This is a genomic window from Clostridium acetobutylicum ATCC 824 (genome assembly GCF_000008765.1).
Lineage (GTDB): Bacteria > Bacillota > Clostridia > Clostridiales > Clostridiaceae > Clostridium_S > Clostridium_S acetobutylicum.
The window spans coordinates 157,765-178,428 of record NC_001988.2 but is presented as its reverse complement, the minus strand read 5'-3'; the positions used below and the strand labels follow the sequence as shown (position 1 = coordinate 178,428).

The 20,664-nt window shown below is 30.4% G+C and carries 15 protein-coding genes; 4 read left to right on the top strand and 11 right to left on the bottom strand.

Annotation, left to right across the window (positions count from 1 at the left end):
- Positions 1-30 precede the first annotated feature (30 nt).
- Together adhE and solR are read right to left on the bottom strand one after the other, a co-directional pair.
- Positions 31-2,619: a bifunctional acetaldehyde-CoA/alcohol dehydrogenase gene (adhE, locus tag CA_RS20020; protein WP_010890846.1), complete on the bottom strand. Its 2,589-nt coding sequence runs from the start codon at positions 2,617-2,619 to the stop codon at positions 31-33.
- Between the two features lie 663 nt (positions 2,620-3,282).
- Positions 3,283-4,239 carry a Sol locus transcriptional repressor SolR gene (gene solR, locus CA_RS20015; protein ID WP_010890845.1) on the bottom strand — a complete coding sequence of 319 codons (957 nt, stop codon included), beginning with the start codon at positions 4,237-4,239 and terminating at the stop codon, positions 3,283-3,285.
- A gap of 324 nt (positions 4,240-4,563) precedes the next feature.
- On the opposite strand from solR, the gene CA_RS20010 reads away from it, so the two are divergent.
- Entirely contained in the window at positions 4,564-7,467 is a 2,904-nt protein-coding gene (locus CA_RS20010) for an Ig-like domain-containing protein (protein ID WP_010890844.1), read from the top strand.
- 93 nt (positions 7,468-7,560) lie between these two features.
- On the opposite strand, the gene CA_RS20005 is transcribed toward CA_RS20010, so the two are convergent.
- Together CA_RS20005 and CA_RS20000 are read right to left on the bottom strand one after the other, a co-directional pair.
- A complete protein-coding gene (locus CA_RS20005; protein WP_010890843.1) occupies positions 7,561-8,043 on the bottom strand; it encodes a hypothetical protein in 483 nt (160 codons plus the stop codon).
- A gap of 74 nt (positions 8,044-8,117) precedes the next feature.
- Positions 8,118-9,419: a hypothetical protein gene (locus CA_RS20000; RefSeq protein ID WP_010890842.1), complete on the bottom strand. Its 1,302-nt coding sequence runs from the start codon at positions 9,417-9,419 to the stop codon at positions 8,118-8,120.
- 242 nt (positions 9,420-9,661) lie between these two features.
- Here CA_RS20000 and CA_RS19995 point away from each other — a divergent pair, with 242 nt between their 5' ends.
- A complete protein-coding gene (locus tag CA_RS19995; protein ID WP_010890841.1) occupies positions 9,662-10,393 on the top strand; it encodes a sigma-70 family RNA polymerase sigma factor in 732 nt (243 codons plus the stop codon).
- Between the two features lie 21 nt (positions 10,394-10,414).
- Here CA_RS19995 and CA_RS19990 read toward each other — a convergent pair whose 3' ends face one another.
- A complete protein-coding gene (locus CA_RS19990; protein WP_010890840.1) occupies positions 10,415-11,368 on the bottom strand; it encodes a hypothetical protein in 954 nt (317 codons plus the stop codon).
- Between the two features lie 166 nt (positions 11,369-11,534).
- Between CA_RS19990 and CA_RS19985 the strand changes: the two genes are divergently transcribed.
- Entirely contained in the window at positions 11,535-11,774 is a 240-nt protein-coding gene (locus CA_RS19985) for a hypothetical protein (protein ID WP_010890839.1), read from the top strand.
- A gap of 15 nt (positions 11,775-11,789) precedes the next feature.
- On the opposite strand, the gene CA_RS19980 is transcribed toward CA_RS19985, so the two are convergent.
- From CA_RS19980 to CA_RS19960, 5 genes are all read right to left on the bottom strand, one after another.
- Positions 11,790-12,467 carry a DUF1048 domain-containing protein gene (locus CA_RS19980; protein ID WP_010890838.1) on the bottom strand — a complete coding sequence of 226 codons (678 nt, stop codon included), beginning with the start codon at positions 12,465-12,467 and terminating at the stop codon, positions 11,790-11,792.
- Positions 12,457-12,804, bottom strand: coding sequence for a PadR family transcriptional regulator (locus CA_RS19975; protein ID WP_010890837.1), 348 nt, complete (start codon positions 12,802-12,804; stop codon positions 12,457-12,459). The genes CA_RS19980 and CA_RS19975 overlap by 11 nt, the downstream gene beginning before the upstream one ends.
- A 129-nt stretch (positions 12,805-12,933) precedes the next feature.
- Entirely contained in the window at positions 12,934-13,506 is a 573-nt protein-coding gene (locus CA_RS19970; RefSeq protein ID WP_010890836.1) for a hypothetical protein, read from the bottom strand.
- Between the two features lie 28 nt (positions 13,507-13,534).
- Positions 13,535-15,763, bottom strand: coding sequence for an FG-GAP-like repeat-containing protein (locus tag CA_RS19965; RefSeq protein ID WP_014519117.1), 2,229 nt, complete (start codon positions 15,761-15,763; stop codon positions 13,535-13,537).
- A gap of 294 nt (positions 15,764-16,057) precedes the next feature.
- Positions 16,058-17,863, bottom strand: a complete 1,806-nt coding sequence (locus CA_RS19960) for a penicillin-binding transpeptidase domain-containing protein (protein WP_010890834.1) — start codon at positions 17,861-17,863, stop codon at positions 16,058-16,060.
- 349 nt (positions 17,864-18,212) lie between these two features.
- On the opposite strand from CA_RS19960, the gene CA_RS19955 reads away from it, so the two are divergent.
- Positions 18,213-19,517, top strand: coding sequence for a helix-turn-helix domain-containing protein (locus CA_RS19955; RefSeq protein ID WP_010890833.1), 1,305 nt, complete (start codon positions 18,213-18,215; stop codon positions 19,515-19,517).
- A gap of 272 nt (positions 19,518-19,789) precedes the next feature.
- On the opposite strand, the gene CA_RS19950 is transcribed toward CA_RS19955, so the two are convergent.
- On the bottom strand, positions 19,790-20,608 hold the full coding sequence (locus CA_RS19950; protein ID WP_010890832.1) for a phospholipase C: 819 nt from the start codon (positions 20,606-20,608) through the stop codon (positions 19,790-19,792).
- Between the last annotated feature and the right edge of the window lie 56 nt (positions 20,609-20,664).

Sequence of the window (20,664 nt, the reverse complement as noted above, 5' to 3'; positions counted from 1 at the left end):
AATTATAAAAAGTAGTTGAAATATGAAGGTTTAAGGTTGTTTTTTAAAACAATTTATATACATTTCTTTTATCTCACTTGTAAGAGGAAATCTAGGATTAGCGCCTGTGCATTGATCATCTAGTGCAAGTTCAGATATTCTATCAAGGGAGGAATAGAAGTTTTCCTCCAAAACACCTGCATCCTTTATTGAAGTTGGTATATTTAAAGCTTTTTTTAGTTCATGTATTTTGTTAATTAAGAGATCTACCTTTTCCTCATCAGTATTTCCTCCAAGCTTTATATAATCTGCAATTCGAGCATATCTAAATATGGTGTTTGGATACTTATATTGTGGGCAAGGGGCTTGTTTTACAGGATTATCAACTGCGTTAAATTTTATTACTTCTTCTATTAGTAATGCATTGGCAATGCCACTAGGAATATTGTGTTCTGAACTTAATTTTATTGCCATGGAATGACATAGACCTAGAAATGCATTAGCGGATGCCATACCTGCCATAGTTGAAGCGTGAGCCATTTTCTCTCTTGCTTTTTCATTGGTTCTTCCGTTTTTGTAAGCCTCAGGCAAATATTTAAATATTAATCGTATTGCCTCTAGTGCTAGTCCGTTTGTGTATTCTGAAGCATATACGGATGTGTATGCTTCTATACTATTTACTAGTGCATCTATACCTGAATAAGCGGTTAATCCCTTTGGCATTTTCATCATAAGTTCTGCATCTACAATTGCCATATTTGGTGTCATTTCATAATCTGCTAACATGTACTTATTTCCAGTGTTATTGTCAGTTACTAAAGCAAAAGGAGTAACCTCAGAACCGGAACCAGCAGAAGTTGTAATTGCAACTAACATAGCCTTTTTACCGAGTTTTGGGAAAGTATATATTCTCTTTCTTATGTCCATAAATTTTATTGCAAGATCTTCAAATTTTACTTCTGGATGTTCATATAGTACCCACATTAGCTTTGCAGAGCTCATTTCAGGGGTACCACCTAAAGCTATTATAGTGTCTGGCATAAAGGAGGACATTTCTTCAGTTGCTTTTTTTATGGTTTTAAGATCAGCTTCTCTTCCAACCTTATTAAATACTTTAAAATCAATATCTAGGTGCTCAAGTATTTTTATTATTGAATCAACATAGTTTAAATTATAGGGGTCACTATCAGTAACTATAAAGGCTCTTTTTTTCTTTAGATCTTTTAAATCTTTTAAAGCAAATTGAAGACAACCGAACTTAAAATATACTTTATGTGGAACTCTAAACCAAAGCATGTTTTCTCTCCTTTCAGCTACGGTTTTAATATTCAAAAGATGTTTTGGACCAACATTCTCGGAAACAGAATTTCCTCCCCAAAATCCGCAGCCAAGCGTGAAAGAAGGTGGTATTCTAAAATTATATAGATCTCCACTTGCACCTTGTGAGGTTGGGATATTTACAAAGGTTCTTACGGTTTTCATGGCACTACTAAATCTATCTATTTTATCTCGTGCTTTTATTTCATCTGCATATATTCCTGAGGTATGGCCGAGGCCTCCTAAGTTTATTAGAGTTACTGCTTTTTTTAAAGCATCATCAAAATTGTCAGCCTCATACATAGCCAAAACAGGAGATAGTTTTTCGTGGGCAAAAGGTTCTTCTTCACCTAAGGAGGTAACTTCTCCTATTAATATTCTTGTGGTTTTAGGTACTTTTATGCCAGCCATAGCTGCTATAGTATAAGCTGACTGTCCGACTATTTTAGGGTTTACGGATCCATCTTTAAAAATCACTTCACGGACTTTATCCAATTCGTTTTTCTTTATTATATAAGCTCCTCTTTCTTGGAACTCATCTTTTACCTTGTTATATATGGATTTTAAGACTATTACAGATTGTTCAGAAGCACATATAACACCATTATCATAGGTTTTGGATAATATAATTGAACTTACTGCCATTTTTATATGAGCAGATTCATCAATTATTACTGGGGTGTTACCCGGACCAACACCTATTGCTGGTTTTCCGGAAGAATAAGCAGATTTAACTAGTGAGGGACCACCAGTTGCAAGGGTTATATCTGCTTTTTGCATTAAATATTGAGTTAGTTCAATTGAAGGTTCATCTATCCAACCTATTATATTTTCCGGGGCACCACTCTTAACGGCTGCATCAAGTATTGTTTTAGCTGCTAGTATTGTGGATTTTTTTGCCCTTGGGTGAGGCGAAAAGAAAATTCCATTTCTAGTTTTAAGGGATATTAAGGATTTAAATATTGTTGTTGATGTGGGGTTTGTTACAGGGATTATAGCAGCTACAACTCCTATAGGTTCTGCTATTTTTGTAATTCCGTAGGGTTCATTTCGTTCAATTATACCGCAGGTTTTTTCATCCTTATATTTGTTATAGATGTATTCGCCTGCAAAATGATTTTTTATAACCTTGTCTTCAACTAAGCCCATACCGGTTTCCAAAACAGCTGCTTTTGCTAGCTCTATCCTTGCGTCGATTGCTGCCATTGCTGCATTTCTAAAGATTTCATCAACCATTTCTTGCGAGTAACAAGAGAATTTTTTTTGAGCTTCTTTAATTACCTTGAGTTTTTCATCTAATTCCTTTACTGTTGTGACTTTCATAAATATACACTTCTTTCTAAAATATTTATTATATTTTAAAAATAATGTCTATATTGTTTTTAGTATAGATATTATTCTTGAAAGCAGATTTGGAGATAGATATTGTAAACTGCAAAACAAAACAAGGTTTACAATACATCAAGAAAAAAATAACATCAATTTATGAAGTAAATAAAAATGTTACTTTAAAGGATCATAAATTTTATGATAATTAATAATATAAATTATTAATTACTAATTACTATGCTTTTATTATAGTTCAATAAAAAGCATAGGTCAAAAATATAACAGCTGTGTATTTAAATGTAAATAGCAACTTTTACAAAATGGTATCTAATATTTTGGCGTAATAATATATATTTAGGAATTATCAGTATATTTAGAAAAATATGAAGGTTTAAAATAAACTGCTAAATGTAAACGTATAATTTACATTTAGCAGTTTTCCTATATTATAAAATTTTATAGGAGCATAAATAGAATTGAGTTTATATTTATGTTTACCATGATAAGTTCTAGTATATATAACCCTAATTAATAGTACCAATATTAAATACTATAGTTACACCCCAGGGTCTAAATATAAACTTAATTTGTAGACTTCTGAAATAATACTACATAAAAGAAGCTATATCTTAATTTTGAATTAAGATATAGCTTCTTTTATACTAAAAATTTTCCGTTAAGTATTTTTTTATCATCGATTTCTATGCCTAAATCTTTAAATTTAATTACTTTGGTTTTAGCTATAAGCTCCTTAAACTTTTCATTATCTTTAACTTTATCATAAACTTCATCATTAAAGTCTTCTCCATTAGTTACAAAATTTATTTTTTCTAAAAATATTTCAAGATTTTTATAGAAGCCGTCATAATCATCCTCAGCAAGGTTTACTTCAGCAAGATTTTTATAACCATCAAAATTATTTTTATTAAGCTCAATTGCTTTTAGAGCATATTCCTTTGCTAGTTTAATATCATTGGTCTTTCTTTTTAAATACGAAAAGTATATATGAGTTGAGGGTTTTTCAGGTTCTGCGTCTAAAGCTTTCTTAAGATATTCTTCGGATTTTTTATAATCTCCTATTTTGGCATAGGTAATTCCTAAACTTCTATAGACAGAGTTTGTACTGCCCATGGAAATAGCTTTTTCAAAGTTTTCTATTGCCTTATCGTATTTGCCTGTTAAGTAGTAAAACCAGGCTAAGTTCTCGTAGGATATACCTACATTAGGCTGGAGTTCAACTGCTCTTAAAAAATATTTTAATGCTCTTTCAGGCTCTCCAAGAATGTGATAGCTAAGTGCAAAGCTGTAAACATCATTTATTGTTTTTGGTCTTAATTTAATAGCCTGTAATAAATCTCTTAAAGAAAGTTCAAAGTCTCTTGAATAGAAGTAGATTCTTTCTCTTGTGATGTAGGCATTTGCTTTAACATTTTTAATAGGACTTTTTACTAATTTTGATAGTATTTCTAGGGCATTGCTTCTATCACCCTTATTAAAGCTTGTCACAGCTTTGTTAAGAGATTTGATTTGAAAATGCGTTACTATTATAAATATTGGAAGTATTATACATATCGCAATAGGTATGACATATGTAAAAAGATTTAATAAATTCATGCTAAATTCAACTCTTTCCTTTTTTTATACTTATGTACACAAATAATACCACATACAAAGAAAATTATCGAGTTTTTTTAATTAAAAATTAAGAGAGAAAATTGTAACAAGAAACGTTTACATTAATTTCAAATTAATATATAATGTGGTATATAAGAAAATGTTTTCAAAGTCATTTGTATTGAACATAATTTTTGCTAAATAACAATTGTTCACGTATTAACGCCGACCATTGCAATGCAAAAACTTTATTACTGCCAGTTAAAAATAGAAAACTAAATTAGATAAGAATGTTATTATTACATTCTATAAGGGGGATAAAAAATGAAAAAAAAGTTAAAAAGTGTTCTGATATGGTTTTTAATTTTTACTTTTAATTTAAGTCTAGGTTCCTTTAGAGAAGTATTTGCAGATAATAATGATGCAGTACTTGCCACCGCAATAACTTTAAGCAAAAATGAAGATAAGCTTTTAGTAAATCAGACAGACACGCTTACGGCTGTAGTTACACCTGATAATGCTTCAAATAAAGGTGTAACCTGGTCATCAAGTGACACAAATACAGCAGCGGTAGATCAAAATGGAAAAATAACAGCACTAAAGGTTGGGACGGTTACAATAACAGCAGCTACTCAAGACGGCAGTAATTTAAGTTCATCTTGCACAGTGAGCATAACGAGGCTTGCTAATTCAATAGTTCTAAACAAAATGGTTGATAAGCTTCCAGTAGGACAAACTGACTTACTTACAGCATTGGTAAGACCACTGGATTCAGCTGTTAAAGATGTAACATGGACAACAAGTGATCCAAGTGTAGTATCTGTAGATGATAAGGGAAACATAAAGGCATTAAAGCTGGGCATGGCAGTTGTAACAGCAGCAGTCAATGACGGTAGAAATTTGCATGCATCGTGTAATGTATATGTTACTAATTTGCTTAGTAAAAGAAAAAAAGCTGATTTAGTGGTTACTCTAGATAATTCTATGAATATCGATAAAACAACTTTTAAGGACAAGCTAAATAAGTATATAGAAAGTAAGTTAAAGGGATCAAATATTGACTATACAATACAATCAATTCAGGGTTACAAATCTAAAAAAGTTCTAATCATACAAGATCAACCAGCATGGGAAAGTGGCACAAAGGTTTATGATGATATAAAGCAAGAAGGATATACCTCGGATGTAATTACAGCTAATCAAATATCAAGTACAGAATTAACTCAATATTCTCATATATATATTCCATCAGATCAAGCTCAAAGCTTTTATGATGAATTAAATCAAAACTACTCAAAGCTAGAGGCTTGGACTAAAGGTGGTGGAATACTAATCTTTAATGCAGCAGATGAGGGACATCATTCAGGACAATGGCAAGGCAGCTTTCTAGGTCTTACTCACACGCCAAGTGATTTTCAGCCTACAATAACAATAGTAAAACAAGATCCAATACTTACAGCTAACCTTAAAACAACTATAACAGGGAATTATGCAGCACACTCTCAATTTACTAGTTATCCAAGTAATTCAATTATATTTGCAGTTGGTAATAAGAATTTGCCAACCATTTTAGAATACAGATATGGAGATGGATTAGTTTTTGCTCAAACAACCACTGCTGAATTTTATGCTACTAATAGTGGTGATTTGTCGCCTTACTTAGATAATGAGATAAAGTATACTATTCAAAAAACATTGGGCAGATCATTTTCAGATATTTTAAAGAAACCAACTTGGAGAGAAAACTCTGAAAAGTTTGTTATAAATTTGGGCGATACTCTAGCAAATGATGTTAAAGAAAATAGCATGGCTCAAACTCTAGCTGAGCTTGAAAGTAATAAAGCATATGTAACTTTAATTGGAAATAATAACAATAAGGATACTTTAAATTCTTTTATAAATAAAAACGATGGACGCGGTATGTTTATAGATAACTCAGATTTAGATGGAGCATTAAGTAAGGCTGGAGACTATATAATGACTGTACTTAATAAAGAGGAACAGAATTCAAACATGTTTTTAACAGATGATTATATAAATTATAATGAAAGTTCAAGTGAAGATGTCTCTTGGTCATATACTCAAGATTGCAAGCATTTAAATTATGATAATGATTTTGTGAATTGTAGTAAGACAGGCGATATAGCCTTGGATAATGACTTAGGTATATCAGACTTTGCAAATGGTCAGTGGGTTAATAATGAAATAAATGAATTTAAAAAGCCTGGAAAATATACTATAGCATATAAGTTTAAGGATAATGCTATAGTTAATGAAACAGTAAATGTTAATAGAAAGCCTACGCCTATATTTACAGCTTATACTGCTCAAGATGCTGTTAGTGGAAAGTATGATGTAGTTATTAAGGATGAAGATAAGTCATATGATATAGATCATGAAAATAGCGATGGAGATAGAAAAGGAATTGTAAATTCAAAATTCCAATGGAAGGAAGTAACTCAAGGGGTTAATGACACTTGGCATGATGGAAAATTGCCATCCGGACAAGATTCTAACAAGGACTTTATTGTAAAATTAGAGGTTCAGGATCTTGAGGGACAGTGGAGTAATCCTTTAGTAAAATATATAACAACTAGAAATTCTAATGTTGCTCCACATGCACAGTTTACTGAAAGTGCGGAAGAAATGCCAGTAGATCAGCTAAATAATGACGCTTCTGTTGGAATGGATGCAATCTTTACAGATGAAAGCTATGATGCAAATGGAGATAGTATAAGAGAGCATTGGATAGTAACAGATAACAATGGAAATACAATATATGATAGCACTTCTATGCCTAAGGCTTCAGTATTTGTAGGTAAACCACTTGGAACCTATAATGTTACACTTACCTGTGATGATGGACCTACACCTAAGGTTGGAGCGATGCTTACATCAGATTCATACACACTTCAATTAAAATTAGTTCCAATAAATCATAAACCAGTAGCAAAATTTGAAGTCGATAATACATCTAAAGTGCCAGCGGATATAAAAATAACAGAAGATTCAACAGATCCAGATGGAGATAAAATAACAGAGAAGGATTGGACGGTAACAGATGATAAGGGAAAGGTTGTTTTGCAAACTGAAAATAAATTACCTGATTTAAGTAACTTAAATGGAAGTTATACCATAACGCTTAAAGTTAAAGATAGTCCAGTTGGTTTGCCTGAACTTTGGAGTGATCCTTTGAGTAAAACTATTATAGTAGAAGGAGCTAAATAGTAAGAAGTATAGTTTAGCTTACAAATTAAAAAAGTAAAAAGCATTGGAAAGCATCAATGTTTTTTACTTTTTTTCTTATGTTTACTTTTATGCCTAACATAATGAGGTTATTTTGATAGTTAAAGTACCACATACACTAAACAAATCATGATTTGTAATAACAAGATTTAAATTGTTTTTTCCGCTTTTATCTTCCAAAGGAACATTAACTATAGAATAGTTTGAATGACACGAATTAAAGCTATAAACTAAAAATCCATTTTTTGAGTTATCGTATATGTCAACTGTCACAGAGCCTGTACAATTGCAATAGAGGGTTCTAATATCGTATTTTGAAAATTGAACCGGCAGTAAAAGTTGTTTAGTTTGTAACGGGTCTAAAATAAAATTTTCTTTTAACTCTTTTAAATCAGGAACTCCTAAAGCGCTGCCATTAAATAATAGCTTACCATTTTCATTTAAACTAAAATTGTTTATGATAGCTAAAATGTCAGTAGATACAAAGTTTTTGTTATTTAAGTCAGTAATTTTTTTAGCGCTTATTGATTCTATTTGTTTGTCTTTTATTTTTGACATAATACACCTCGTTATTAAAATATCAGTGAAGAAGGTTATCTCCACTGATATAAGTAATTTAAATTATAAATATTTTATACTAATTCAAAGTGAGTATAAGTTATATCAAGCTCATCAGAGGTTTCTAGGCTGAATTGTCTGTTAGTCCAAGTTATTATAAGATCATTGTTAACAAAATCTGCAGTGTAATCTTTGTCTGCACCGTAAATTTGAGCACAGCCATTTACCTTTAGTACTACATCGCTGTGACCAGTTTTATAAATACCTGTATTATCATTTCTTATTCCAGTATCTATGGAGGTTTGATTGTCAATAGAAGGATTTATTGTAATTGTCTTAACATAAGTTGTTGGAGCTTGTATAGGAAACTCTACCCATTTAGAAGTTGGAGCATCATATCTGTATACTTTGTTAGTATCATCTACAGTTAAAACCCAACCTTCTGCAGGATTTGGATATACTTTTGCTATATCGGCAAAAGTGTCAACTGGAGATTTCCAAGATAAGCCTTGAATTGCTGATGTAATTTGATTCTGAAGGCTTGTATTAACTGTCTGAATTTCATTTGTAAGAGTGTTGTTATTTACAGTAATTTGACTCTGTAAATCGGCAGTAGTAGAGTTAATTGCTTTAACATCCTCGTCTATTTTAGTGTCAACCTTGGTGATTGAAGTGTTTATGTCAGTAATTTGATTTGTTATAGTAGTGTTGTTTACATTTATTTGGTTTTGCAAATCGGTAGTAGTAGCATTAATAGTTTTAATATCTTCATCTACTTTAGTGTCAACATTAGTGATTGAGGTGTTTATATCAGTAATTTGTTTTGTTATATTGGTGTTGTTTACATTTATTTGGTTTTGCAAATCGGTAGTAGTAGCATTAATAGTTTTAATATCTTCATCTACTTTAGTGTCAACATTAGTGATTGAGGTGTTTATATCAGTAATTTGTTTTGTTATATTAGTGTTGTTTACATTTATTTGATTTTGAAGGTCAGAGGTAGTAGCATTAATAGTTTTAACATCGTCGTCTATTTTAGTATCAACCTTGGTTATTGAAGTGTTTATATCAGTAATTTCATTTGTTATAGTGGTGTTGTTTGTATTTATCTGATTTTGAAGATCAACAGTAGTAGCATTAATAGTCTTAACATCCTCGTCTATTTTAGTGTTAACGTTAGTGATTGAAGTGGTTATATCAGTAATTTGCTTTGACACATCGCCTCTGGCATCAGTTAACTTATCATCAACCTCCTTTTTAGTATATTTGTCAGAAAAGTTAGCTTTGTCACTTGCTGATACAAACTGCATATCATCAGTTTGATTCACCTGTATAGCATCTAAAGATCTGATTTGTTTACTTTTAATTAATGACATAATAATTCCTCCTTGTAAAAATTAATTTATTTTTTAAGTTCCTCAAAACTCATTAAACTTATATACTGTGCCGTACAATAATTTGTAACTTTGTTTATAAATTTTTTGAAAAATAAAAGTGAAATTTAATTTAAGTTATTTTGTGAGATTGACATATAACTTAAATTAAATAAAGATTGAATAGCCAGTTTATAGTCATGGGAAGGTTTTGGCTAATAAGTATATAAGCAGGAGGAATTAAAATGCCAGAATGCAAACTTGAAGATTACAAAAGAATATACAATTACGTTCTTGATTATCAAAATGGCAGCACATATGCCGCTCAGGAATTAATAGAATGTTTTAAAAACTTTTTATTAAACTACTTAAATCTTATTATGTATGGAGCTTACAAGCCAAAAGATTATTCAATAAACAAATTTATACGTTTGTATATAAAAGTACAGGAACTAAAGGAAGTTAATAGGGAGGAAGTTAATTTAAAGCTTGAGAATGTCTCAAAAAAAATAAAAAATATGTTCTCTAAATATAATGAAAGTGAAATACAGAATGAACTTATTGCAGCTTTATTAATAATGGCAAAAAAATATAGAGACTATGATAAACCTAGTTTCCATAATTACGTGTATAAATGTTTTCATTATGAAATTTATCGCCGCTTAAGTTCTCTTGTAAAGGATACCATTTCGAGAAGTAATAATAGTGAATACCTGGATAGTATATTAGTTTATGATAATAGTATAAGTTTTTTTGAAGATAATGAATTACTAGATGATAATTGGATAGAGGGTAGAACAGGAAACGAAATTTTTAAATGCTTAAATTCTTTTGAGAGAAGTATAATTAAAGAACATTATATAAATAAAAGTACGGATGCAGATATAGCTAATAAATATGGGGTATGTAGGGCTACAATAAATCGTGCTAGGCTAAAGGTTAAAAAAAAGCTGGCAAATGAACTTAGAATTAAATAAGATAAGCCATTATGACTTATCTTATTTATAAAGTGTTTTATTAAATTTTCCAGTAAGATTAACACCTATGCCTCCATACTGTTGAATTACTGCATTTGCATTTACGATTATAGTAGTTTTATCTTGAAAATCAAAAATCATTTCAAGACCATTGCTATTATTTATGTATTTAGCCCGTTTTTTTGAGGCATCAGTAAAGGTTGCTTTTCCGGAAATACTTCCGATATTAATGCCAACATTTGAAGAATGTCTGCCATCTATTGCAAATTGAAACCCTGAGGAATCTTCATTAAATATTACCATGTTAGAAGATTCTGCTTCATTAAATTGATTTTTGTAATAACCTTGAAGAGAGTTATTATTAGAGGAAGTGTTTCCATTAGTTAAGTAAAAGGGATATTCCTTTACTTTGTAGGGATAGTCTTTTGAAGCTTTTGCTGAAATCCAGCCTCCAGTTATTTTATTATTTTGTACAAAGCCTTTAAAATAACCATTTATATTTTGAGATGAATCATATTCTATTATTTCAAAAAGACCACCTTGATAGAGTGTAGCGATTATATTTATGTTTTGCTTTATTTTGTCGTAATAGTAAGAGCCTTTAAAGGAGGCAGCTTTTTTCACGCCTGATTTAGCATATTTAGTATGATCTACTGCTATTATTGTGTCACTATATTTATCAGCATCCTTAAAGTAATTGGGAAAAGAAGCATTAGGGTCCTTGATAAGATTCATGTGGATAGGTGCCCCGGCTATATTTCCAGTTAAGCTTATTATAGAATTATTTGTTAAGGCTTCTATAAGTGTTTTGGTTCTTATGGAGTTTTTGTTATTTTGAGGAGGTTTTTTTGAAGAAGTTATATTTACTGAACTTGCGGCATATGATTTTGAGATTTTATTTGAAGATTTATTGCTGCATCCATAAAAGACTACATTTAACAGTATTAAAGCGCCTACCAAAAGTTTCTTGTACATAGTCAAATACCCACCTTATTATATATTTTTACATTACAATAATATAGGGTATAACATTATACTTTTTATATTCAAATTAATGCTATTAAAAATAAAACTTATGAATTTATAGGTTAGATGTAGCATATTTATAATAGGTAGAAACTCGTTTTTAGAGGGAGGACAAATGGAAACATTAAAATCAAAAACAGTAGCCATAAATCTATTGAAGGCCGTTCCTTTATTGTTTTTTGTAAATGCTTTTTGGTATCAGAAGTTTCTATTGTTTGGTATAATTTTTTTTATATATTTCACGGAAACAACTATAAGTGAGGATAAAAAGTACATGCTTTTGTACTTTTTTTCATGTGTTCTTTTTATTATAGTGGGGTTTGCTACGTATTTTATTGCGCCCAATCTTAGATAAATAGAAAAGAGCTAATTAAGCCTCTTTTCTAAATCTTTCTAATAATTTATATATCCAGTAAACAGCAAGTATAGCTAACATTACATAAGGGTTAGCTGAAAACAAAGTATAGGTTCTAAGTATATAGCCTATAAGTCCCAAGATGACAGTAATTACTACATAGAAAATTATAAAAAGAATCTTTGCTTTTTTAGAATCGCTTATGTTGTTATCATTGAAGCTGGTTTTTCCTATATATTTTACTATACCAAAGGCAATTAATAAAATCATTGTGGTTGTTAAGAGAAAAGATACTCCAAGCTTATAGTTTACTATGCTTCTATATTTAATTGCTCTTGGCACATAATCAAATATAAAGTTGATACTTAATAATATAAAAATACCATTTATAATTATATATAAAGTTTCTTTAATATTTTCTTTAGAAAACTTGTTTTCACCAGCAGATTCTATAATTGAATCACAAAAGCTTTTATAATCATTGCCAATTAGTTCATCAATAGATTTTTCTTCTGCTTGACAGCGTAAAAACATTTCGAGAATATCAGAGATAATTTCTTCCTTTTCCTTTGCATCAAGAGAGCTTACCCTAATATAGCATAAAATGTTAGTATAAACTTTGTCATTAGCTTCATTTAATTTTTTGCTCATTTCATAATTTTTCTTAATCATCGCATCTAATTCATTCATCATTATTATCATCTCCATAATCTAAAAATATTTTATCTATGCTTGCCTTAAGATTAAGCCAGTTTTCATAGAAGTCTTTCAGCTCTTCTTTTCCTTTAGAGGATAGGGTATAATACTTTCTCTTAGGACCATAGGGGGATTCTTTTTTTATTGAATTCAGAAGTTCTGATTTTTCCAGCCTTAAAAGAAGTGGATAAATTGTTCCTTCACTTACATTATTCAAGCCATAATCCTTTAATTTTTCAGCTATTTCATATCCATAAACTTCACCAGCATCATTAATTATTTTTAGAATACATCCCTCTAGAGTACCTTTTAGAAATTGAGATTTATCATTCAATAAAATCACCTCGCTATTATGTTATGCAAGTTAGTTTAACTATATTGTATAACATAATAGATAAATTGTAAATAGAAAAAAAGAGTAAACAATTAGGATACACCTATGTTTACTCTTTTTATAAATAAGTTATTTTTGTAATTTAAAAAATATTCCATTTATCATATATAATATATTGTTTTTGTCGATTACATATATGGTGCTATAGAGACTTCCATTGCTGATTATTTGAATTTCATTAATAGAGTCTAAGTTAACTCCAATATAGTTTAACTCTCTTTGACTAGCAGCAAAAAAATCTTTGTTTGAAATGTTTCTTTGTTCATAAATTGGGCTTTTAATAACTATATTATCTACATCATTGAATTGAGTAGATGAAATAGCTATCTTTTTACCAATATAACCTGAAGCGTCATTATTAGACATTTGAGATACAGGTATTGAACCAATAGATTTTTTTATGGTCCACTCACCAAAATAATCTGCGTAATTAAAAGAAGTTGTAGTGTTATCTTTATTCCCCACAGATTCCTGTGAAGATACATCATTATTGAGGTTTTCTTTAGAAGTATTTATATTTTTATTTGTTATGGTTTTATTGTTAAGTGATACTTTGGCTTTACTTTTATGTTTTAAGTACATAGTAGTAGAAGCTATGCCTAATATCAGTACAATTGATACCAAAAATAATTTCTTCTTCATTGTATATCTCCCTTAATTACAAATAAAATTACCAGTTAGGATAGTCCCTATTATAATCACTATATTCATACATTTGCCATTCGTCCATTCTACGCCTCCAAAGCCCTAAAAGCTCTTCTCCATTGCAGTAAGACCAAGAAATAAAGTTTGTTTTAAGAGTATCTGCTGAAGTATTTCCTGCCTTTATATTCTTTAGGAGAATAGAAGATTCTAGTGCACTAATTCCGCAGTTATAAGCGAAGTCTACTAAAGAATCAAACTGATTTTGTGTTAATTTTAACCCTGAAGTTATTGACGAAACTGCATTAGTAGTATTTTGAATATCCCTTTGTAGTAAATCTCTTGCTTGTTCATCTGTAAGATATGATAGGTTTTCTCCTGGTTGAATTACGTGACCATATCCAATAGTTCTATTTTGATAGTCTGCTCCTCTATATGGCACAGGAGAAAAAGATTCATATTGACCTATAAAGGTTATTAAGTTACTACTATTATTATAATTTTTATCATGATCTTGGCTTTTAGTTCCGAATTCATGAACCTCAGTAGATGTTGCACCTTGCTTTTTTATTGGATATACATTTAAGGCTCCATCATTAGAAACTATAAATTGTGTATTCTTATCAGTTGGCTCCATAGGTGTTGCTGACTCAAAATTAAAGGAAGAAAAATTATTCTTACCATTTAAAATATGGATTTCTGTTGCTCCGCTGCCATTTCTTTTAATACAATATAAATCAATAAGTCCATCATTATTGTAGTCATTTAATCCAAAGTTCCAATTGTCATCTGTGTTTGACAGAGAAGTTCCTATCTCCAAGAGAAATGACTGAAAATTAGTCTTACCATTTAAAATATGTACCTCAGTTTTTCCATTGGCGCCATTCTTTTTAATGCAGTATAAATCAGGCTTCTCATCATTATTGTAGTTTCCAATGCAAAAGTCCCAATTATTATCGGTACTTGGTAGAGCTGTTGATACCTCGGAAAAGAAGGAATGAAAATTATCCTTACCATTTAAAACGTGCACTTCAGTTCTTCCGTTTGCACCATTTTTCTTAATACAGTATAAATCAGGTATACCATCATTATTATAATCGCTTAATTTAAAGTCGTAATTATCACCAGTCTTTTCTATTGGTATAACAGTTTGAAGCAAAAACTTTCGATAATTGGATTTACCATCTAAGACGTGTACCTCAGTAGATGTTGTACCTTGTTTCCTAATTCCGTATAGATCAAGCACGCCATCACGATTGTAATCGCCCATCTGAAATGTCCAAGTATCATCAGTTTTACCTAATGCAGTAGAAAAATGTGATTTCCAGTTGATACCATTAGTGTTTATTGGAGCAGTATTTACTTTTGTAGAAGTATTAGAATTAGAGTCATTAGAAGTATTTGGTGTATCTTTATATCCAAGCTGCTGAACTTCAGTAGCTGTTGCACCTTGCTTTTTAATAGCATATATATTCATAGAACCTTGTCCCAATATAAATTGTGTATTTTCATCAGTTGGGGTCATAGGTGTTCCTATTTCAAAAGCAAAAGATTTAAAATTACTTTTACCATCTAAAATATGCACTTCTGTCGCTCCAGATCCGTTCTTTTTTATACAATATAAATCAAGTGCTCCATCGGCATTATAATCACTAACACCAAAATCCCAATTGTTGTCTGTCTGAGGTAAAGTTGTACCTACCTCATAGAGAAAGGATTGGAAGTTATTTTTACCGTTTAAAATATGCAATTCAGTTTTTCCATTGGCACCATTTTTCTTAATACAGTATAAATCAGGTGTTCCATCATGATTGTAATCTCCAATACTAAAACTCCAATTGTTATCAGTTGCTGGCAAAGCCGTTGCTACCTCAGCAAGAAAGGAATGAAAATTATCTTTACCATTTAAAATGTGTACTTCGGTTTTTCCGTTTGAACCATTTTTTTTGATACAATATAAATCAGGCACTCCATCATTATTATAATCGCCTAATTTAAAGTCGTAATTATCACCAGTCTTTTCTATTGGTATAGCAGTTTGAAGTAAAAATTTTCGATAATTGGATTTACCATCTAAAACGTGTACTTCGGTAGAATTTGTTCCTTGTTTACTTATACCGTATAAATCAGGTACACCATCATTATTGTAATCTCCAACTTGAAAAGTCCAAGTATTATCAGTTTTGCCCAGAGTTGTAGCGACACTTGGATTTAGAGTTATACTTTTAGTATCAGCATAAATGTTACATTTAGACATATAAGCAAATAGTAATCCCAAAAACAACATAAATATGATGTTTTTGCTCTTCTGTATATTAACACCCCCTTAACTATTTGATATTTAAGGTAATTATGCTGTTTAGTTGGATGTATTATTATAAAATATCCAATTAAACAGCTTATTATCGGTCGTTTTTTTGGATACTTAAGGTAAAAAGCTCAATAAAGTACAATTAAGACTAAAAATATAATATTTTTTTGTTGAGCAATTAATTTACAGAGTACTATATATAAATATATAGTTGCAAAGGAGAAGAAGGTTTCGGCTCTTTTACTTTTTAGAGGATATATTATATATGCCCTCTAGAGCTAAATAGTCAAATATTTTAATGTAAAGATCTTTTGCCACAGGTGCAGCAACAGTAGAAGCGTAGTAATTTGTAGCCGCATCAGGCTCATCAACTGAAATTAAAAGTGTAATTCGAGGTTTATTTGCTGGAGCCATGCCCGCAAAGGAAGCTATATATTTGTCGGTTTCATAGCCACCAGTTTTAGGATCTGCCTTTTGAGCTGTTCCGGTTTTTCCTGCTATATCATATCCAGGTATTGCAGCTTTTTTTCCAACACCAGTTGGATCGTTAACTACATGGATTAGATATTTTCTTAAATTGCTTGCCACAGCTGGGTCTAATATCATTTTTTTATCATAATCGGAGTATTGTTCATCTATAACTTTGCTATTTTTATCATCGCTATGGACAATCTCCTTCATCACATGAGGGCGTATCCAGGTTCCACCATTTGCTATGGCGTTAAAAGCTGCTAAATATTCAACAGAGGTTACGGAAACACCTTGTCCAAAAGAATTGTTAGCTAAGTCCACAGGGCTAGTTTCGGAAGGTGGTCTTACTATACCTGCTGCTTCATCTGGAAGATCTACTCCTGTCTTTTCACCAAAACCAAACAATTTTTCGTACTTGTATAATTTATTTTTTCCAAGAAGATTAACGCCTAATTCCATAAAGCCAACGTTGCAGGAATTTTTGATGATATCAACGAAATGTTCTCTGCCGTGACCTTGTGGTTCCCAACAATGAATAGTTTTTTTATTGATTTCTAGGCTTCCATTGCAGGTGAAGATAGTATTATCGTTAACTACCTTTTCAGCTAAGGCAGCATAGGACGTAATTACTTTAAATATAGAGCCAGGTTCGAAGGTGTTTTCAACAGCAGTATTTTTATATACGTTAACATTAGAATTTGTGCTACCCTTATTTGGGATATTAGGGTTAAAATCAGGCTTGGACACCATGGCTAGTATTTCACCATTATTAGGGTTCATAACTGTGATTGTAACAGATTTAGCTTTATTATCAGACAATGCTTTTTCAGCAGCTTGTTCAGCAATTAGTTGAATATTTTTATCTATGGTTAGAACTATATCCTTACCGGCTTTAGGAGCTGTATATTCGGAATTCCCGTAGGGAAGCTGATTTCTCATAACATCTGTTTCTACGATTTTATGACCAGGAGTTCCTGAAAGTATTTTATTATAGGAGAGCTCTACGCCTGAAGCTCCATTACCATCGGAATTTAGGTAGCCAAGTACACTAGAAAGAAAATTATTGTTTGGATATTCTCGAAGAAAATCATCAGAATAAATAAATCCAGTTATTTTTAAAGCTTTTACTCTATCTATTTTTTCCTTATTAATTTGCCTTACAAGATTTACAAACCTTAAGGGAACTCCATTTGAAGATTTTGATGACAGCGTATAGTAAACGTCGTCAGAAGATTCCCCTAATATTTTTCCAAGCTTAGTAGAAAGAGTTTTTAGTGTCATTTTGTTGCTTTTTAAAGAAGAGAGAAGTGTGTTCATGTCTACATCTATTCTATAATCACTTAAGCTTGTGGCTAGATTATCTCCATTACAATCGAGGATGTCTCCTCTTTTTGGGGCAATGGTTATTTCGTTCTTCCATTGTTTTATTGAATATGCCTTGTAGTCATCGGACTTATCTATCATTATGTAAGCGAGTTTGAATATTATTAGAAAGAAAACTGCTACTAAAAAAAAGAAAACATGAAAGAGTTTTTTTGATAATTGTATTTTTTTATTTACAGATGAGCGTTTCAATCTTACACCTCATTTCCAATTGTAAAAATATACCAAATATATAATAGCATATATTTATATGTTTTTACAATTATTGTAAGCAAGGAGAGAAATTAATAGCTTTATAGTATTGAATAATAGCTTTTAATATATAGGGAAGAATGCTTGGTATAATTATGTAAAGTAAAAATATTTAATAAAATTAGTTGATTTGTATATATTTTGAAGAAAAATAGAGGTAAGGGCTATTTAATAATAATAATAATTAGATATATTATTAAGTATTAACTTTATGGCAAAATATGATGATATATGATTAAATGTATGGTATACTTATAATAGTGAATTAATTACAGTTAGGAGAATCTATATGGGCACTTATGAGATAATGTCTATTGGAGACAAGCTTAGAAACTTAAGAAAAAAATATAATCTAAGTCAAGAAGATCTGGCAGGAAATGTGATAACTAGAAACCTCATAAGCCAGATAGAGCACAATAAAGCAAACCTTACTAGAAGTGCAGCAAAGATAATGCTTGACAATTTAAAGAAAATTTGCGAAAAAAAGACCACAGTAATTGATGAAAGTATAGATTATTTATTAGAAAGTGAAGAAACTCAAGCAAATAAGGTACTTGATAGATATATTAGAGAACTTAGAGATTTAAGTATATATAGGGATGGTATATTTCTAAGTAAGCTATCAGAAGTTGAAGAATTTTTAGCTAAATGGGATATTAAAGATAAAAAGATAGCTGTATTTGAATTGGCAGGAGATTACTATTGTAACATAAGTGATTTTTACAACAGTTCACTATATTATGAAAAGGCTAAGGCAATAATGGATGGAGATATACACAGTGATATTATGCTTTCTATACTTAGAAAATTGTCAATGGTCTATTATTATATGGGAAAGTATGAGGATGATATAAAGTGTTGTAACTTTGCTATAAACCACTTTAATAACATTAGTGAGGAATACTACTGTATTTTTATTTACAATATGTCTTCTTGTTATATGAATTTAAAACAGTATGATATAGCATTAGAAGGCTTTAAAAAAATTAAGGAAACAACAAAGAGCATAAGTGCGGATAAGTATTATGATGTATGTATTCAAATTGCTACTTGCTTAGGTGAGCTAAAAAGATATGATGAAAGTTTAGAATTATACTACAAAATAATAGATTCTATGGGTGAAAAAAGATATGAGAAGTATATAGCTGTTTTAATAAATCTAGTGGAAATATATATAAAAATTGGGGATAATGATAAAATTAAAGAAAAGTTAACACTGATTCTTGAAACAAAAAAATACTTAAATGAAAACTTTGTTTATTTATCTGAAATATATTTTGAAATAGGTAAAATAGGTAAGGAATTAGTGGATTTGAAGTTAGCTGAAGAATACTATGAAAAAGCTTTAACTTATGCTAAAAAGAATATGAGGTATTACTTAGAAGGTGATATCTTATGTGAGCTAATTGATTTATATGGTGAGCAAAATAATCGTAAAAAAATACTAGATATAATGAATGAATTTTTTATCTTAACGGGTAAGGAAAGCAAAATAAATACAAAGGTTATGTATAAGTTAATAGATTTTTATTTAGATATGAAAGATATAAATGCTCTTAGAGATATAATTAGCTTTAGTAAAAAATTTATATAAGAAAGGATTTGTTAATATGTTCTTTAAAAGGTACAAAAAATTACTATTTATTGCAGGTATACTTGCTGCAGTTTTAACTATTAATTTAGGTTTAAATGGAAATCTTTTATCAGGACTTCCACTTTGGGTATGGTAGGCATCAAACGTTAACGTTAACTTAAAGTATGAATGAAAATTGAATATCTACAATAAACAATTATGAAATCAAAAAAGAGAGCATGGCTCATGATTAAAATTTAAGCATGAGCCATGCTCTCTTTTGTTCTGAATAATTAAATTTCTCCAACCTCATGTAAAAATCTATAAAAGAAAGCTGCTACATAGCCTTCAGCATATTTAACTGTTACATTGGCAACTGAATCCCAAGAAGATTCGCTTTTTTGAACTTCATCTTTAAAGGAATAAGAGTACTTAGCGCAATCATTTAGTATATCGTAACAGTAATCATTAAAGTTCTCTGAATAGTAGTTTCCATATTTATCAGTGCTATTTAGAGCATAGCTAGTTTGATGATCTTGAACAAACTGTTCATATTGAGAATGTGTGGACAATACTGCTATTAGATTGGCAGAATGGTAAGGTACGTTTACATCTTCTAGAAAATGACAAGCTCGCCCTAATTCTTGCATAGAATAAGTTCTATCCGTTCTATAGCTGGATACTGCATTTGCAGCGTGTTCTTCGAATTTAGTAAGTGCTGTTGTTTTAGACTGAGGAAGTATACTTGGAAGGTAGTTTAGCCCTGTATAAGGATTGTAGAAATGATATGCAAAGGCCCACTGATTTTCATCTTTATCAGGCTTATCACAGTACTGTCTTAGTGTGGGTTCATAGTTTTTAATAAGATTTTTAAAATTATTCCCTTTGTCGTTTCCAAGTATAGTCATAGCTTGTACAGTTATAAATTCATGAGTTCCTTTTGCGCCATCGCTTGTAAAATCATAGATACGTCTATTCGTAGTATTTTGAAGCTCTTGATATGTACTTTGTGTTTTTTGAGGTAAGGCTTCAGCAAAGGTTGTAAAGGAAAAAGTAAGAGTAAGGGATGAAGCTATTATAGCAGTTGTAATCTTCTTGAATACGTTTTTCATAGAAAGACCTCCTGTGGTTACAATTTAATACAATTATCACAAATAAAGTATATGGC

Bases quoted from the DNA above. Each gene is read 5' to 3' on its own strand.
- adhE (WP_010890846.1), bottom strand. From the start codon at position 2,619: ATGAAAGTCACAACAGTAAAGGAATTAGATGAAAAACTCAAGGTAATT.
- solR (WP_010890845.1), bottom strand. From the start codon at position 4,239: ATGAATTTATTAAATCTTTTTACATATGTCATACCTATTGCGATATGT.
- CA_RS20010 (WP_010890844.1), top strand. From the start codon at position 4,564: ATGAAAAAAAAGTTAAAAAGTGTTCTGATATGGTTTTTAATTTTTACT.
- CA_RS20005 (WP_010890843.1), bottom strand. From the start codon at position 8,043: ATGTCAAAAATAAAAGACAAACAAATAGAATCAATAAGCGCTAAAAAA.
- CA_RS20000 (WP_010890842.1), bottom strand. From the start codon at position 9,419: ATGTCATTAATTAAAAGTAAACAAATCAGATCTTTAGATGCTATACAG.
- CA_RS19995 (WP_010890841.1), top strand. From the start codon at position 9,662: ATGCCAGAATGCAAACTTGAAGATTACAAAAGAATATACAATTACGTT.
- CA_RS19990 (WP_010890840.1), bottom strand. From the start codon at position 11,368: ATGTACAAGAAACTTTTGGTAGGCGCTTTAATACTGTTAAATGTAGTC.
- CA_RS19985 (WP_010890839.1), top strand. From the start codon at position 11,535: ATGGAAACATTAAAATCAAAAACAGTAGCCATAAATCTATTGAAGGCC.
- CA_RS19980 (WP_010890838.1), bottom strand. From the start codon at position 12,467: ATGATGAATGAATTAGATGCGATGATTAAGAAAAATTATGAAATGAGC.
- CA_RS19970 (WP_010890836.1), bottom strand. From the start codon at position 13,506: ATGAAGAAGAAATTATTTTTGGTATCAATTGTACTGATATTAGGCATA.
- CA_RS19965 (WP_014519117.1), bottom strand. From the start codon at position 15,763: ATGTCTAAATGTAACATTTATGCTGATACTAAAAGTATAACTCTAAAT.
- CA_RS19955 (WP_010890833.1), top strand. From the start codon at position 18,213: ATGGGCACTTATGAGATAATGTCTATTGGAGACAAGCTTAGAAACTTA.
- CA_RS19950 (WP_010890832.1), bottom strand. From the start codon at position 20,608: ATGAAAAACGTATTCAAGAAGATTACAACTGCTATAATAGCTTCATCC.